This window comes from Paenibacillus suaedae, assembly GCF_032337355.1.
GTDB lineage: Bacteria > Bacillota > Bacilli > Paenibacillales > Paenibacillaceae > Paenibacillus_B > Paenibacillus_B suaedae.
Window position 1 is genome coordinate 569,034 of sequence record NZ_JAVYAA010000004.1, and the last position, 17,285, is coordinate 586,318.

At 50.6% G+C, this 17,285-nt stretch carries 13 protein-coding genes and 1 rRNA gene; 10 read left to right on the plus strand and 4 right to left on the minus strand.

Going from position 1 to position 17,285, the window contains the following annotated elements; all coding sequences use genetic code 11:
- The first annotated feature begins 8 nt into the window (after window positions 1–8).
- Both RQP50_RS19480 and RQP50_RS19485 read left to right on the plus strand, forming a co-directional pair.
- On the plus strand, window positions 9–1,118 hold the full coding sequence (locus tag RQP50_RS19480) for an ABC transporter ATP-binding protein (RefSeq protein WP_072730503.1): 1,110 nt from the start codon (window positions 9–11) through the stop codon (window positions 1,116–1,118).
- A 53-nt stretch (window positions 1,119–1,171) separates the two neighbouring features.
- Window positions 1,172–2,890: an adenine deaminase gene (locus RQP50_RS19485; RefSeq protein ID WP_072730502.1), complete on the plus strand. Its 1,719-nt coding sequence runs from the start codon at window positions 1,172–1,174 to the stop codon at window positions 2,888–2,890.
- A 172-nt stretch (window positions 2,891–3,062) separates the two neighbouring features.
- Here RQP50_RS19485 and RQP50_RS29380 read toward each other — a convergent pair whose 3' ends face one another.
- The 4 genes from RQP50_RS29380 to iolG form a co-directional block, all read right to left on the minus strand.
- A complete protein-coding gene (locus tag RQP50_RS29380) occupies window positions 3,063–3,146 on the minus strand; it encodes a putative holin-like toxin (protein ID WP_368072462.1) in 84 nt (27 codons plus the stop codon).
- 215 nt (window positions 3,147–3,361) lie between these two features.
- Window positions 3,362–4,372 (minus strand): LacI family DNA-binding transcriptional regulator, encoded by a 1,011-nt coding sequence (locus RQP50_RS19490; RefSeq protein WP_315746421.1) that lies wholly within the window; start codon window positions 4,370–4,372, stop codon window positions 3,362–3,364.
- 121 nt (window positions 4,373–4,493) lie between these two features.
- Window positions 4,494–5,300, minus strand: a complete 807-nt coding sequence (iolB, locus tag RQP50_RS19495) for a 5-deoxy-glucuronate isomerase (RefSeq protein WP_315746422.1) — start codon at window positions 5,298–5,300, stop codon at window positions 4,494–4,496.
- A gap of 57 nt (window positions 5,301–5,357) precedes the next feature.
- Window positions 5,358–6,362, minus strand: coding sequence for an inositol 2-dehydrogenase (gene iolG / locus RQP50_RS19500; protein ID WP_315746445.1), 1,005 nt, complete (start codon window positions 6,360–6,362; stop codon window positions 5,358–5,360).
- Between the two features lie 391 nt (window positions 6,363–6,753).
- Here iolG and iolC point away from each other — a divergent pair, with 391 nt between their 5' ends.
- The 8 genes from iolC to RQP50_RS19540 all read left to right on the plus strand — a co-directional run.
- The gene (gene iolC / locus RQP50_RS19505) at window positions 6,754–7,749 is read left to right on the plus strand and encodes a 5-dehydro-2-deoxygluconokinase (RefSeq protein WP_315746423.1); all 996 of its coding nucleotides are present in this window, start codon (window positions 6,754–6,756) and stop codon (window positions 7,747–7,749) included.
- A 149-nt stretch (window positions 7,750–7,898) separates the two neighbouring features.
- A complete protein-coding gene (locus tag RQP50_RS19510) occupies window positions 7,899–8,747 on the plus strand; it encodes a class II fructose-bisphosphate aldolase (RefSeq protein ID WP_315746424.1) in 849 nt (282 codons plus the stop codon).
- A 92-nt stretch (window positions 8,748–8,839) separates the two neighbouring features.
- Complete coding sequence (locus RQP50_RS19515; protein WP_315746425.1) at window positions 8,840–10,291, plus strand: CoA-acylating methylmalonate-semialdehyde dehydrogenase; 1,452 nt, start codon at window positions 8,840–8,842, stop codon at window positions 10,289–10,291.
- A gap of 14 nt (window positions 10,292–10,305) precedes the next feature.
- Window positions 10,306–12,246, plus strand: a complete 1,941-nt coding sequence (gene iolD / locus RQP50_RS19520) for a 3D-(3,5/4)-trihydroxycyclohexane-1,2-dione acylhydrolase (decyclizing) (protein ID WP_315746426.1) — start codon at window positions 10,306–10,308, stop codon at window positions 12,244–12,246.
- A gap of 286 nt (window positions 12,247–12,532) precedes the next feature.
- Complete coding sequence (gene iolE, locus RQP50_RS19525; protein WP_315746427.1) at window positions 12,533–13,429, plus strand: myo-inosose-2 dehydratase; 897 nt, start codon at window positions 12,533–12,535, stop codon at window positions 13,427–13,429.
- A gap of 16 nt (window positions 13,430–13,445) precedes the next feature.
- Window positions 13,446–14,504, plus strand: a complete 1,059-nt coding sequence (locus tag RQP50_RS19530; RefSeq protein WP_072730495.1) for a Gfo/Idh/MocA family oxidoreductase — start codon at window positions 13,446–13,448, stop codon at window positions 14,502–14,504.
- Between the two features lie 98 nt (window positions 14,505–14,602).
- Window positions 14,603–16,192 (plus strand): solute:sodium symporter family transporter, encoded by a 1,590-nt coding sequence (locus RQP50_RS19535; protein ID WP_072730494.1) that lies wholly within the window; start codon window positions 14,603–14,605, stop codon window positions 16,190–16,192.
- 486 nt (window positions 16,193–16,678) lie between these two features.
- Window positions 16,679–17,285 (plus strand): 16S ribosomal RNA (locus RQP50_RS19540); the annotation flags it as partial.

The following is a 17,285-nucleotide window of genomic DNA, read 5'->3' on the forward strand; positions in this document are numbered from 1 at the left end:
CAACGATCATGGAATTGCTATCCCTTCAAAATATATCTGTTGCATACGAGAAAAACCTGATCTTGAAAGACTTCAACCTAAGCCTGAACGAAGGCGAGCTGATCTCTCTGCTCGGACCATCAGGCTGCGGCAAGACGACAACGCTGCGCCTGATTGCTGGCTTCCTGGAAGCGAAGGACGGCAAGTTCCTATTCCAAGGGAAAGATTATACACGGGTGCCGGTGAACAAGCGCAACTTCGGCTTCGTATTCCAGAGCTATGCGCTGTTCCCGCACATGAGCGTGTTCGACAATGTCGCGTACGGCTTGAAGCTGCGCAAGGTGGACAAGTCGTCCATCGCGAAGCGTGTACATGAGATGCTGGAGGTTGTAGACCTGAAAGGCTTCGAAAAGCGATTCCCCGGAGAATTGTCCGGTGGACAGCGTCAACGCGTTGCAATCGCTCGTGCGCTCGTCATTCAGCCGGATCTGCTCCTGTTCGACGAACCGCTCAGTAACCTGGACGCGAACCTGCGCGTCAATATGCGTGTAGAAATTCGCCGTATTCAGAAGCAGCTTGGAATTACAAGCGTGTATGTATCTCACGACCAAGAGGAGTGCTTCTCCATTTCAGATAAGGTTGCCATCATGAACAAAGGCGTCATTGAGCAATTGGATGCGCCTGCGAACATTTATAAATACCCGGCTACTGAATTCGTTGCCCGGTTCATCGGCTTCAACAACTTTATCGACATTGGCGAAATGCATGATGACGGAGGAGCGATTACGATACACGGCGCAGAAGGAGTGAAGATGCAGGTCATCCATCGCTCAGGCCATCCATTGTCCAGCTCGATGAAGGGGGCCATTCGTCCGGACGATCTTCTGGTAGCTACAGACAGCGAATATACGGCTGGGATTGGCGGCTTAACGGCTGAGGATGTGGAAGCGGGATGGAACCAGATTGACGGTCAAGTGAAAATCAGTACCTTCCTCGGTCGCAGCTATCAATACATCGTCGAAACGCCGCTTGGCGAATTCACGGTAAATCGCGAAATGGAGACGCCGTTCGAACGCGGTACAGCCGTGAAGCTCGTACTGCCGAAAGAAAAAGTCGTATTGGTGAGAACGTCGAATTAATATTACATGTATACCTCTATACCAACGAACGAAGGACAGCGAGGAGTGGAGACATGAAAATAGATTTGTTGGTAACGAACGTCAGCGTATATAACGTGTATTTGAAACGATTCATACAAGGGAATGCCGCTATTCAGGATGGACGTTTCCTCTACATTGGGAATCGCGGAACGGATGCATTCGAGGCGGTCAAAGTCGTGGACGGTACGGGAAAGTACATGATTCCAGGCCTCGTCGATATCCATCTTCATATTGAGAGCACGATGGTTACGCCGCAGACGTTCTCGCACGGCCTAATTCAAAACGGGGTCACGACGATTGTATCCGAGCCGCATGAGATGGCGAACGTGTTCGGCGTTGAAGGCGTGAAGGAAATGATCAATGCAAGCAAGGGCTGCACAGCGGACATCTTATATGCAATTCCGAGCTCGGTGCCTGCAACGCCACTGGAGACCACGGGCGGGGAAATCGACATTGCAGATATCGATGAGCTGCTGAAAGATGAGCGTGTCGTGTGCCTGGGCGAGATTATGAACTCGGTCGATGTTCTACGCGATCCGGACTGCAAGACGAACCGCATCCTGCACCATATCCGCACCAATTATCCGAATCTCGTTATCGAGGGACATACGCCGAAGAAGCTGGTTGATCTAGAACTGGCACGCTTCATGTTCGCAGGAGTAGACTCCGATCATACCGAGCAGGCCGTGGACAGCATGCGCGATCGGATGGCGAACGGGATGTTCCTTGAGATTCAGGAGAAGTCGATGACACCGGACATTATGGATGTACTCATTCATGAGGACGTAGCAGAGCTGTTCTGCTTCGTAACGGATGACGTCATGGCGGATACCTTCGTTCAAGACGGCCATTTGAATCACTTAGTTAAAAAGGCGATGGCCATGGGCATGAAGCCGGAACGCGCGATTTATGCGGCTACGTATACGCCAGCCAGACGGATGCACTTGTACGATCGCGGAGCAATTGCACCGAATAAAGTGGCGGACTTCGTACTGCTCAGCGACGTTGAGCAGTTCGACATCGCTTCGGTATACAAGCATGGACGCTTGGCTTATGAGGCTGGAACAGCCTATGAGCAAGAGCGCGGTGAACGCCAATTCCCGTCTCATTTCTATGAGAGTGTGAAGTTGCAGAAGCTAACGGCAGAAGATTTCCAGGTAGCTGCAGAGGCTGTTGATGGCGAGTATCTCTGCCGCGTCATGCAGGTGTTGAACGGAACGACGAACACGAAGGAACTGCATGAATCGGTACGTGTGGCAGATGGAGAATTGAAGTGGCAGGAGAGTCCATATGGGTTGATTGCTACCTTCGAACGTTATGGCAAGAACGGCAACCGTGCTTACGGACTCATTACGGGCAACACGATTAAGCGCGGAGCGATTGCGACGACGTATTCACATGACAATCACAACCTGCTTGTCGTAGGTCATTCACAGGCAGATATGGTGCTTGCGGCCAATACAGTCATTGCGGATCAAGGCGGCTTCTGTGTCGTTGATGACGGCAAGGTGATTGCACATATTCCGCTGCCTGTCGGCGGCATTTTGTCAGAGGAGCCGTTCGAGGAGTTCGGACAAGCCGTGAAGAAGCTGCGCGAGGCGATGGAATCAATCGGCTACGAGCATTACAACCCGATTATGTCGCTGTGTACGCATTCCTTGCCAGTAAGTCCGGCGCTGAAGATAACGGATCTGGGATTGATCGATGTTCATGCTGGACAGGTCGTTCCGCTTCTGGTGGAAAAGGTTTGAACAACCGTATCGACTGCGAACCGTTGAGGTATATTCCAGCATGTGGTATGATAACAATAAGGAAGGAGCAGCGGCGAACTGCTCCTAAGCACAAACATCTTGAGTGGGTTTCCCCTCCAGATTAAGAGTTAAAGTAAAGAAGTAACCCATTTCTGGCGCCAACCTTGATGGGTTACTTCTTTTTTCTATCCATGTAAGTCAGCAGCGCGACGATAAACGTGGCGAACATGATCATATCAGAAAAGGAGAAGTTCATAGGACTCACCTCCTTTCAGGAGGGAGTCTTTCCACTCAAGGTGTGTTGTGTCTGATTATTATACCACATATTAACATTGTCTTTTCTCTGGTTGTTTTACTTGAAACCAAGATTATAGGCGAAGAGTCGTAGGGATTGTTGCATCCTTACGGCTCTTCTCGTATTAGATCAGCCAAAGGGCTAAATTAACTACGACTATAAATTTTCAAGTAGGATCATTTGCCGTCGGTTTCTCGTACCTGCGTAGAATCCCCCGAAATCAATTGTGGCTGGAACACGATCTTTTGCTTCGGCATGTCTGGATTGTCTGCTTGGCGGAGCAGCAATTGAATCGTTTCCTTGGCCATATCGGGAATTGGCTGTGCGATCGTCGTGAGACGCGGCACAACGATTTGAGACAGGATCGTATCGTCGAATCCAATGATGGACAACTCGTTAGGAACTTGCAAGCCGATCTGGTGTGCAGACTGCATAGCGCCGACGGCTAGCAAATCATTGCAGGAGAATATCGCAGTCGGACGGGAATACTGCTGCAGTATTTGATTTGCGCCGGAACACCCTTCTGCGACAGACGAGTGAACGACTGTGATCCATTGATCGTTCGGCTCGATTCCTGCATCCTTCATCGCTTGCTTGGCGCCTCGAACCCGGTGCTCACCGCTTGGGCTGTCCTCTGTAATGATGCCGATATCGGTATGCCCAAGCTGGAGCAGGTGACGAATCGCCTCGTAGCCGCCTTTATAGTCATCCACGGTCACGGTGTGCATGGTCAGGGATGTGATGTCTTTGGAGAATAGCACGATGGGGAGACTGTCGGTAATGTAGTCTTCTAGCTGCGACCATTTTGTAAATTGGCAGGCAATGATAAGCCCGTCAATTTGCTTGCGCTGCAATAGGGAAATGTAATTTAGCCCTTTATCATCCTTATTGTCTGTGCTGCACATAACAATACTGTATCCGGACGCTTGCGCTTGATCCTCCAGATTGCGGGCCACCTCAGCGAAAAAGGGGTTGGCCAGATCGGAGATGAGCAGGCCGAAGGTGGACGTTTTCTTTCCGGTTAACGCGGAAGCAACTACACTCGGCTGGTATTGCAGCTCTTTCATAATATGGAGGACACGCTCACGTGTTTTGGCGCTAATATTGCCTGTTTGATTGACGACCTTCGATACGGTGGCAATGGATACGCCAGCCGCCTTGGCTACGTCGTAAATAGTTGATTTCATAGGGAACTCCTCATCGTTCTTCGCACTTCTTGCGTACGTCTTCTCTTTATTTCTCATTATACAACAAAAGGAGAATGGACTACGCCATTCTCCTGTAAGGGACTGCTCGAAATAAGCGGCATCACTTTTTTTCAAAAAGCCACTTGTGTTCGGGATCATTGTGGAACTTCCATGTACGCACAGGTCCCGCCATCACGTTCAAATAATAGGAATCGTATCCTGGAGGCGCGGATACCGGGTGGTACCCCTCTGGAACTAGGACGACATGGCGGTGCGGCACGGCCATCGTCTCATCCAACGAACGGTCGTCATTGTATACGCGCTGCATAATGAACCCTTGCTCAGGATTGACTTCATGATAATAGGTTTCTTCCAAATAAGATTCATGCGGCAAATTTTCCTGATCGTGCTTATGCGGCGGATAGCTGGACCAATGCCCGCCAGGCGTGAACACCTCTACGACGAGCAGGCTGTCCGCCTCTTTTTGTTCCGGCAAAATATTATGGATATGCCGCTCGATGCTTCCAGAACCGCGTGTTTCTACACCGACATCTTCAGGAGCAATGACGCGAGCTGGGTATGTCCCCTTGCCAGGGGCCGCACAGACAGCTAGTTCTAAGGCCGTTTCGGCCTGAACGGTATATCGATCATGGTTCGGCACGTAAACCGAATACGGAGGAATGCGCTCAAATACACTCATGCGCTGTCCAAGCACACCGAACGATTTTTTCGAAGTGCTGACCTCAGCCTTCCCACTCAGCAGGACAAGGCATACCTCCTGCTCATTTGTATCGTTTTGCAGCTTTTCACCTGGCTGCAGCGAATACAGTTCGAACCCTACAAACTCCCAGCCTGCGCTTTGCGGCGTAACGGAAATGACCTTGCCTTGCTCATCTCTTGGTTGTGGCGATACGAGTAATTTAGACATAAAGGCGGCCTCCTTGCCTCAGTAGAGAATAGTTTTTTATAAATACAAATCTATATGTTAATGGGCTATCTTAACAGGCAGCCCGGTACGCAGCGACTCTTTGGCCGCCAGTGCGATGCGTTCCGCCTGCAATCCGTCGTTGGCATCGCAGACGACTGGGCCATCGTGCATAATGGCCCGAACGAAGTCTTGAACCTCCTGAATATAGGCCTGCGTATAGCGCTCGATGAAGAAATGCAGCGGCTTGTCCATATGAACTCCATTAGCCGTCGCAACAACCGCTGTAGAAGGACGGTCGTTCTGTGTTGAGACACAGCCGTCGGAGCCGAATGCTTCCAGACGCTGATCATAACCGTACACGGCCTTGCGGCTGTTCTCGATAATGCCGAGCGCACCGTTGGCAAAGCGAAGACTAACAATGGCTGTGTCAATATCGTTCAATTCCCCAATTTTCGGATCGACCAGATTCGCTCCTTGTGCATATACCTCAACGACCTCGCTTTGCATGACATAGCGGGCCATATCGAAGTCGTGAATGGTCATATCAATGAACAGTCCGCCGGATTTGGCGATATACTCTGCTGATGGCGGTTCTGGATCGCGCGACGTAATGCGCAGCAAGTGTGGGGCTCCAATGCTTCCGGATTGTACGACGTCATGCGCTTTTTTGTAATTATGGTCAAAGCGGCGGTTAAAGCCGACCTGCATTTTCACGCCGGACTTCTTAACCGCAGCTAGTGCTTGCTCTGTCGTTTCGATTGAGAAGCTGACAGGCTTCTCACAGAAAATATGCTTGCCGGCTTCGGCAGCCTCACGAATGATGTCCGCATGTGTACTGGTCGGTGAACAGATAAACACCGCTTGAATATCCGGATCATGAAGAATGTCTTGATAGTCGTTCGTGACAACTGGGATTCCATGCGCGGAAGCCCATTCGTTCAACCCTTCCGTATATACGTCTGATATTGCGCGAACGCGGATATTGCTCATTTGTTGAATATGGCTGGCATGCAGCTTTCCAATTCGTCCGGCTCCGATGATTCCTACTTGCAGCATAATAATCCCTGCTTTCTCTGAGTGTGATCGAAAAATTGTTCTGTATATGGAACAGTAAACGACTTACTAGGCAAAGTAGGGAAAGCGCTTAACTCATATTTTAACTATAGGCTATGTTCCAGAGGTTGGCAAGGTGAAAAATCAATAATCGAGTGGGATTCCGCTGTGTGGCAGGGAAAATGGCAAGTTATTTTAAATAGGAAAAGAAGATGTGTAAGTGAAAAAAAGAACTTATCAAATCATTAAAAAAGCGTTTACATTACCAAATTGGTGTGCATATAATTAGCTATAAGGTAAGCGCTTAACTCAACTCGCAACAGAAAGAGACTGCATCATAGTGGCCTCAGTCCTGCAGAAAGAGGGCATGAGGCAGAGAACATGGAGGTGCTGACTGGATATGAGTACACTATCATTCCCTAAGGATCGGCCATTCGACTTGATTGCCATCGGAAGACTGTGCATCGATCTAAATGCGAACGAAATTAATCGGCCAATGGAGGAGACGAGAACGTTCACGAAGTACGTGGGCGGATCTCCAGCGAACATTGCAATTGGGGCGGCACGCCTCGGCATGAAAAGCGGATTCATCGGCAAGCTGTCCGATGATCAGATGGGCCGTTACATACGACAATATTTGAACGATCAATCGATAGATACGTCGCAGCTTGCTGTTGATGATACGGGAGCAATGACAGGATTAGCCTTTACTGAAATTAAAAGTCCTACAGATTGCAGCATTCTGATGTACCGTGACCATGTAGCGGATCTCCTCCTTAAGCCGGAAGAGGTATCTGAGGAGTATATCAAGCAGACGAAGGCGCTGCTCATATCAGGAACGGCGCTCGCTGCGAGCCCGTCACGCGAGGCAGTATTCATTGCCTTGGAATATGCACGCAAGCATGGGGTATTCGTATTTTTCGATCTTGACTATCGCCCGTACACCTGGAAAAATGTTGCGGAAACCTCGATTTATTATCAGCTTGCGGCGGAAAAATGCGACTTTATCATTGGAACGCGCGAAGAGTTCGACATGATGGAGAAGTTCTCCGGTCAGCAAGCGGACGATCGACTGACGGCAGCGAAATGGTTCGGGCATCATGCGCAGGTTGTTCTCATTAAGCATGGCTCGGAAGGATCGATTGCCTATACGAAAGACGGAGAAGCGCATAGAGGGGGCATTTTCAAGACGAAGGTGCTCAAGACATTCGGAGCGGGCGATTCCTATGCGTCTGCCATGATTTATGCGTTGATGCAGGGCTGGGATTTGCCGCGTGCGATGGAATACGGCAGCGCTTCGGCTGCCATCGTTATCTCGCGCCATAGCTGCTCAGACGCGATGCCAACGACCGCGGAACTGGATGAATTCATCAGAGGCGCGGAGCGTGGGGAATAGACCTGAATGCCGCTGACACACGACCAAATCTTCGATTGGAATGAAACTGCATTCGATTGAATGCAGCCACTACGGATCGATGGGGAATTTGCGGCGGATGAGATATTTATTGAGCAAGTTATAAGTCATTCAACATGGAGGGACGGTTCATGCTCGTTACATTAACGGAAATGATGCGGGGCTTGCCGGAGCTCAATGCGGCTGTGCCGGCATTTAACGTATTTGGCTATGAGGATGCTTCGGCGGTCATTGCCGCAGCCGAGGAAGTCGGAGCGCCGGTCATATTGGCGACAAACAAGGTGGCGCTTCGCTACATGCCTCTTCAAGTATCAGGAGCGTTGTACAGAAGCTTGGCTGAGCGTGCGAAGGTGCCAGTATGCATCCATTTGGATCACGGCGATGGATTCGAGTCGGCAGCCGAAGCGATTATGAGTGGATACACATCCATTATGTATGACGGCTCGCAGCTGCCGCTAGCAGACAATATCCGCAACACGCGGGAAATTGTAAAGCTGGCGCATGCCTGCGGCATTCCTGTCGAAGCGGAAATTGGCGCTGTCGGATATACGGATCCGTCCATGAATGTAGAGGCAAGGCTGACAGCACCAGGCGAAGCGAAGGTGTTTGCTGAAGAGACTGGCGTCGATGCACTGGCAGTGGCGATCGGTACGCTGCATCGGATGGAAGAGCAGTCCGCGCCGATCGATTACGAACGGCTCGCGGAGATTGAGCGTGTCGTATCGCTGCCGCTCGTGCTGCATGGATCGACTGGAGTGAAGGACGATGATTTGCACAGGCTTGCGGCTACACGCATCAGCAAGGTCAATATCGGTACGGCACTCCGCATGGCGTTTGGCAAGACACTGCGCAGCGAAATACTGAACAAACCAAATGAGTTCGACCGCGTTGCCTTATTCGCCCGTCCGATGGAGGCGGTGAAAGAAGCGGCCAAGCAGAAGATGCTGCTGCTGAATGCCCATCAAGCTTTGAATGTGTAACTTTTGAACGTATAAAAGGAACGGTTTGTTAGGTTCACATCCGGATTTCAGATGTTCTTACTATATATGAAATGACGAGAGGAGAATGGAACATGACAGAAGCAATCGCCATTCGCAACTATGTCGGGGGACAATGGAAGGAATCAACATCAGGCAAAACGGAACCGGTATACAATCCGGCTACGGGCGACATTATCGGACATGTCCCGTTGTCCAGCATGGAAGAATTGAATGAAGCGGTAACTGTAGCTGCGGAAGCGTTCCGCACATGGTCGCGTACTGCCGTACCGCGCCGGGCGCGCATCATGTTCAAGTATCAGCAGCTTCTCGTTGAGCATTGGGATGAGCTGGCCAAGCTGATTACGCTTGAGAACGGCAAAAATTTCAAAGAAGCATACGGTGAAGTGCAGCGAGGCATCGAATGCGTGGAATTCGCAGCCGGTGCACCAACGCTCATGATGGGCAAGCAGCTGCCGGACATTGCTACCAACATTGAATCCGGTATGTACCGTTATCCAATCGGTGTCGTTGGCGGCATTACCCCGTTCAACTTCCCAATGATGGTGCCGTGCTGGATGTTCCCGCTGGCGATCGCTTGCGGCAACACGTTCGTATTGAAGCCTTCCGAGCGTACTCCTCTTCTGGCTTGCCGTTTGGCGGAGCTCATGGAAGAAGCGGGCTTGCCGAAGGGCGTTCTGAATATTGTCCATGGGGCGCATGATGTCGTGAATGGATTGCTTGATCATAAGCAGGTGAAGGCGATCTCCTTCGTTGGCTCCCAGCCAGTCGGCGAATATGTGTACAAGCGCGGCACTGCCAACTTGAAGCGCGTGCAAGCCTTGACCGGAGCCAAGAACCACTCGATCGTAATGGAAGACGCGAATTTGGAGAACGCTACGACGCAAATTATCAATGCAGCATTCGGTTCGGCCGGAGAACGCTGCATGGCCTGCTCAGTTGTGCTCGTGCAGGAATCGGTTGCGGACGAGTTTGTTGCACAGCTTGTGAAGGCTTCTGATGAGCTTATTATCGGCAATGGCGAACGCGATGACGTGTTCCTTGGGCCAGTCATTCGCGAAGGTCATAAGGAGAGAGCGATCGGTTACATTGATGCTGGCGTGCAGGAGGGGGCCAAGCTTGTGCGCGATGGCCGCCAGGACGCAGAAACCAATGGCGATGGCTTCTTCATGGGGCCGACGATTTTCGATGAAGTGACACAGCAAATGAAGATTTGGCAGGATGAGATTTTTGCGCCGGTATTGTCAATTGTGCGTGTAAAGGATATCGATGAGGCAATCGCTTGGGCGAATGAATCGCGGTTTGCGAACGGTGCCTGCATCTTCACGTCGAGCGGCGCTTATATGAGACAATTCCGTGAGCATATCGATGCAGGGATGCTCGGTGTAAACGTTGGCGTCCCAGCACCGATGGCCTTCTTCCCGTTCTCTGGCTACAAGGATTCCTTCTATGGGGATTTGCATGCGAACGGCACGGACGGAGTAGAGTTCTATACCCGCAAAAAGATGGTCACTACGCGCTGGTAAGGATGGTGTTCGGGATGGAAACGATCCGTTTAACAATGGCGCAGGCACTCGTCAAGTTCCTGGATCAGCAATATGTGGAGTTTGACGGTGTGGAGCAGCGCTTCATTAAAGGCGTATTTACGATATTTGGTCATGGCAATGTGCTTGGATTGGGCCAAGCGCTCGAAGAGAACTGCGGCGGCTTGGAAGTATACCAAGGGCGCAATGAGCAGGGGATGGCTCAGGCTGCCGTCGCATTTGCCAAGCAGATGCGGCGCAAGCAAATATGCGCCTGCACCTCTTCTGTCGGGCCGGGCGCAGCCAATATGATAACCGCTGCGGCAACGGCGACGGCGAATCAAATTCCGGTGCTGCTGCTTCCGGGAGACACGTTCGCCTCTCGCCAGCCCGATCCGGTGCTTCAGCAAATTGAGCAGCCACATGATCTTACCATATCGACGAATGATGCTTTTCGTCCGGTAAGCAAGTATTGGGATCGAATCGTACGTCCGGAGCAGCTAATGACGGCACTGATTCAAGCAATGCGGGTGCTGACTAATCCGGCCGACACCGGTGCCGTTACACTGGCATTGCCGCAGGATGTACAGGGGGAAGCGTATGATTATCCCGCCTCCTTCTTCGAGAAGCGGGTGCATCGAATCGATCGGCGGCCTGCCTCAGCGGCGCAGCTTGAAGATGCGGTTCGCCTCATCGCTCGCAAACGCAGGCCGCTGCTTATCTGCGGCGGAGGCGTTCGCTACTCCGAAGCGGGAGATGCACTAACGGCATTCGCGGAAGCCTTCCATATTCCGTTGGCTGAGACGCAAGCGGGCAAGAGCGCGATCGCAAGCTCTCATCCGCTTAATCTGGGCGGCATCGGAGTTACAGGCAATTCGGCTGCGAATGCAATAGCCAAGGATGCGGATCTCATTATTGGGGTTGGAACCCGCTTTACTGATTTTACGACAGGTTCTAAGGAACTGTTCGGCAATCCTGATATAGATGTTGTGACGGTGAATGTATCCGAATTCCAAGCGATTAAGCTGGATGCAACTCCGATAGTGGCTGACGCAAAAGTGGGATTGGAGGAGCTTCATCAGCGGCTTCAATCCCTGGATTACCGTTCAGCCTATACAGGGGAGATTCAAGAAGCGCGCGACGCTTGGGATAAGGAATGGCAGCGCTTGGCTGGCATTCAGTACGTACAAGGCGCAGGTTCATTTACTCCAGAAATTGAGGGCCATTTGGATGAGGCACTGCCAGAATACGCGGCGGCGCTTGGCAGCAGCCTGACACAGACACAGGTTGTGGCCGCCTTGAACCAACTGCTCGGCGACAATGCGATTGTTGTGGGCGCAGCCGGCAGCCTTCCAGGGGATTTGCAGCGGATGTGGCGGGCTGAGACACCGCATTCGTACCATATGGAATATGGCTACTCATGTATGGGATACGAAATTGCAGGCGCGCTTGGCGTGAAGATGGCGGAGCCGGAGCGAGAGGTATACGCTTTTACCGGTGATGGAAGTTACTTAATGCTTCACTCTGAGCTGCTGACGAGCATTCAAGAGGGACGGAAAATTAACGTCCTGCTATTCGACAATAATGGTTTCGGATGTATTAACAATTTACAGATGGGTAACGGTATGGGCAGCTTCGGCACGGAGTTCCGTTCGCGTAACCCGTATACGGGCAATCTGGACGGGCCTCTTGTCGGCATCGATTTTGCGCTTAGTGCCTCGGGGTACGGAGCCGTTACGTATTCGGTACGCACCATGAAGGAGCTCGAACAGGCTGTGATGGCAGCTAAGCGCCAGAAGGAATCGACGTTGATCGATATTAAGGTGCTCCCGAAGACGATGACCCATGGCTATGATGCATGGTGGAATGTCGGCGTAGCAGAGGTGTCGGACAAGAAGGCAATTGCCCAAGCCTATGATGATCGGCGCCAATCCCTGAGCCAGGCACGACCATATTAGCCAATCCTCTCGTATATTCGATGGCAAGTTCGACGGCAATAACCTTTATTAACATGTCACAGAGCAGGAAACAGCAGTAATGGAGCAGGCGGTGGACAATCGGGCGCTGTATTTCGTAGGTGGAAGTTGCATGGAATGTTCGATATTCAGAGCGCTTGATGGGCAGCGGAGGTAGAAATTGGAAGGTTTTTTTAGAACCTAGCTTTGCGAGGTGTTCCAGCTGCCCTTCGAAGCTGATCCGCCTGCCTCCATGAATCTTAATTATGACTTCTGGGGAGGAATGGGCATGTTTGCAGCAGAGAGTGTGAAGATTGGGATTGCTCCTATTGGTTGGACGAACGATGATATGCCTGAATTAGGCGGAGGAAATACATTCGAGCAATGCGTGAGCGAAATGGCGCTCGCTGGATTTGCCGGCACGGAAATCGGCAATAAGTATCCTCGTGAAGTTGAGGTGCTGCGGAAGGCGCTGCATCTGAGGAATCTGGAGGTAGCGAGTGCCTGGTTTAGCGCTTACCTGACTGTGAAGCCACTTGAAGAAACGGTAGAGGCATTTATTCAACACCGTGACTTTTTGCATGCGATGGGCTCGAAGGTCATCGTTGTATCCGAGCAGGGACACAGCATTCAGGGAGAAATGGATACTCCGCTTTTCGATAATAAGCCGGTATTCAACAACGAAGATTGGAAGCGCTTAACTGAGGGGGTTCATCGATTGGGAGAGCTTGCTCGGGCTAAGGATATGCACCTTGTGTACCATCATCATATGGGAACTGGCGTTCAGACAACGGTGGAAATCGAGCGACTGATGGCTAGCACAGATCCGGAGATGGTGTCCTTGCTGTATGATACAGGCCACCTTGTGTTTTCCGGAGAGGATCCCCTATACATATTGAATCGTTATATGGATCGCATTAAGCATGTTCACTTGAAGGATGTGCGCAAGGATGTGGCGCGCCGCGTAATTGAAGAAAAGCTCAGCTTCCTGCAGGCGGTAAAGGAAGGGGTATTCACGGTTCCCGGAGATGGATGCATTCCCTTCGAACCGGTGTTCCAATCGCTTGCAACGGCTGGATACCGCGGTTGGATGCTGGTGGAAGCGGAGCAGGATCCTGCTCGGGCGAATCCGCTCGAATACGCAATGAAGGCTAGACAGTATATTTTGCAGCAAGCGGGCGTATAAACGGAGGGACGAACAGATGAAACAGGGCAAACAGATATCGGTAGGTCTTGTAGGCTTAGGAAGACTCGGGCGGCAGCACGCGGATAATTTGGCGCATCGCATTCCGAATTGCAAATTGATGGCCGTATGCAGTGTGATACCAGAAGAGGTGGAGGAAGCTCAACAAGAGCTGAATGTCCCTTACGGGTATACGAATTATGAGGATATGCTGCGCAATCAAGAACTGGACGCCATTTTTATTGCTTCTCCATCTTCTTATCATTGCGAACAGATTGAGCAGGCGCTGGAAGCCGGGTTTCACGTATTCAGTGAGAAGCCGCTTGGGCTGTACATGGAGGAAGCGCTGCGCGTGCAGAAGGCTGTTCGCAAGCATCCGAATCAGGTGTTCATGCTTGGTTTTATGCGCAGATATGACCGCTCTTATGCGTATGCGAAGAAACAAATTGAAGCGGGTGCGATTGGCGAACCCGTGCTGATTCGCTGTTATGGAATCGATCCGGCGCAAGCGATGCCTGGCTTCATGCAATTTGCCAAGAGCAACTATAGCGGGGGCTTGTTCCTCGATATGGCAATTCATGATTTGGATTTGGCTCGGTGGTATTTGGGCGTGGAAGCGGAACGCGTGTGGGCAATCGGCGGTTCTCATCGATATACCGAGCTTGCGGAGCTGAACGATGCAGAAACCGGAGCAGCACTTGTACAATTTGCAGACAATAAGATGGGGATATTTGTAGCGGGTCGCAATTGTGCGCACGGCTATCATATCGAGACTGAAATTATAGGTACGCAAGGATCACTGCGCATCGGGACTGTACCAGAGAAAAATCAAGTCATGATTCTCGATGATCGGGGTGTCGTGAGAGAGTGCGCAAATGGATTCCTTGAACGGTTTGAACAGGCTTATATGGATGAAGCAGTTGAATTTGTACAGGCAATCCTCGAGGGAAGACAACCGAAAGTAACAGTAGAGGATGGGGTGCTGTCGACCGCGCTTGGGTATGCATGCAAGGAGTCATTTGAAAGCGGCCAACTGGTTGACGTTCGAATGCCTGCTGCTGTGACTGCCATCAAGTAAAAATGGGATTTCGTAATCCTTCTCGGTGCCATCAGTCCCATTTACTAGAACTAGCAATGATAAGCACAAGATTTCTCTATGCATAGAGGAGGGCTTTCATGACTTACATCACGGTCATCACCTTTTTACTGTATACTGGAATTGTTGCCTGGTACTCTTGGTACAAGACGCGCAGTGTGGATTTGAACAGCTCGGATGGATACTTTCTGGGCGGGCGCAGCTTGACAGGTATTGTAATCGCTTTCTCGCTGCTGTTGACGAACTTATCGACGGAGCAAATGGTTGGATTGAATGGGCAAAGCTATGCAACTTCCATGGTTGTCATGGCTTGGGAGGTAACATCGCCGATCGCGCTCATCTTTATGGCATTTATCTTCTTGCCGCGTTATTTGAAGTCAGGGATTACGACGATCCCGGATTTTCTGGAACAGCGCTATGATTTGCGTACGCGTCAGATTATCTCGATTTTGTTTTTGCTTGGATATGCTGTTGCTTATTTGCCTACCGTGCTCTATTCTGGTGCACTTGTGCTTGATACGATTTTTAATATTTCGGCTCGATTTGATCTGAGTGATTTCAATATTATATTGGTTGTATCTCTTGCGATTGGGGTTACAGGGATTGCTTACGTGGTACTAGGCGGTCTGCGCGCATGTGCACTCTCGGATACGCTGAATGGAGTCGGCCTTATTGTCGGTGGTCTGCTCATTACCGTGCTTGGTCTGGTTGCACTCGGAGGAGGCAATTTGTTCGATGGGGTCAGCACACTGCTGCACAAAGAACCCGAGAAGTTGAACTCCATTGGTGACAGTTCTTCGCCAGTTCCTTGGGTGACGATCTGCGCAGGGCTTCTCTTCAACAATTTATTCTATTGGTGTACGAATCAGGCGATCGTTCAGCGGACGCTGGGCGCCAAAAACTTGAAGGAAGGCCAAAAGGGCGTGCTGTATGCCGGCATGTTCAAAATTTTCGGAGCGTTCTATCTCGTTCTTCCGGGCATTATTGCCTATCATCTCTTTAACAATTCGCTTAGCAATGCGGATATGGCCTATCCATCACTTGTTATTGAGGTTCTTCCGACGTTACTGTCTGGATTTTTCGCGGCCGTGTTGTTCGGTGCGATATTAAGCTCATTTAATGGAGCGCTCAACAGTTCGTTAACCTTATTCACCTTGGATATTTACAAGCCGATATTCAAGCCGAACGCGACGGATCAGCAGCTCGTGAAGGCAGGCAGAATCTTTGCCGTCGTGCTTGGTCTTATTGCAGTAGCTGTTGCACCCTTTATTCTGTATGCGCCTTCAGGATTGTATTACTACTTGCAGGAGATGTTCGGATTTTATAACATCCCGATCATTGCCGCTGTCGTTGTCGGCTTCTTTAGCAAGAAGGTACCGGCAATTGCGCCTAAAATCGCATTGGTTGTCCATATTGTGCTCTATACCCTGTCCAAATTCTTTTTGGGTACGCTCAACTTCCTGTACATTTTAAGTGTATTGTTCCCAGTCTGCGTGTTAGTCATGCTGCTCGTCGGGAAATGGAAACCGCGCGAACAGGATTTCGAGCTGTTTGAATCAGGCAAGGTGGATTTGACGCCATGGAAGCATGCGAAGGCATTTACTGTCGTCATGATCGTGCTTATGATCGCTGTTTACATTCTATTCTCTCCATTAGGAATAGCTGCTTAATAGGGAGAGAGGAGTCTATCTTCTAGTACTATGAATAAGGGGTTAGCCTGAAAAAAGGAGCTTGGGAGTTTGGGATTCCATGCTAAGTGGGCTGCCCCTTCTCTAGTAAGTGTGTCATCATTATCCTAAGTATCCCTATTATTAATAGAAGGAGTTAGAGGAGAAACATGGCTGGGATAAACAAATTCAAAAAAAGAGGTTGCATTCTTTTAAGTAGCTATGGTATATTCTAATTCCTGCTTCGCTAAGAGGCGGGCAACAACAAAATGAAAACAACTTAAAAAATAAGTTGAAAAAAAGTTGTTGACTTCGGATGAACGAAGTGATAAGATATAAAAGTCGCCGCTGATGAGGCGGTGAGAAAAATAAAGTAACTGAGAGATTGGTTACTGACTAAGATTGTTCTTTGAAAACTGAACAACGAGCAACGTTTGTGAATGAGGTAGTAATACCTCGTCAAAAGATATGAGCAGTTCAAACTTAACTTTAACGGAGAGTTTGATCCTGGCTCAGGACGAACGCTGGCGGCGTGCCTAATACATGCAAGTCGAGCGGACTTGAAGGAGTGCTTGCACTCCTGAAGGTTAGCGGCGGACGGGTGAGTAACACGTAGGTAACCTGCCCATAAGACTGGGATAACCCACGGAAACGTGAGCTAATACCAGATAGGCATTTTCCTCGCATGAGGGAGATGAGAAAGGCGGAGCAATCTGCCACTTATGGATGGACCTGCGGCGCATTAGCTAGTTGGTAAGGTAACGGCTTACCAAGGCGACGATGCGTAGCCGACCTGAGAGGGTGATCGGCCACACTGGGACTGAGACACGGCCCAGACTCCTACGGGAGGCAGCAGTAGGGAATCTTCCGCAATGGACGAAAGTCTGACGGAGCAACGCCGCGTGAGTGATGAAGGTTTTCGGATCGTAAAGCTCTGTTGCCAGGGAAGAACGCCTAGGAGAGTAACTGCTCTTAGGGTGACGGTACCTGAGAAGAAAGCCCCGGCTAACTACGTGCCAGCAGCCGCGGTAATACGTAGGGGGCGAGCGTTGTCCGGAATTATTGGGCGTAAAGCGCGCGCAGGCGGCAATGTAAG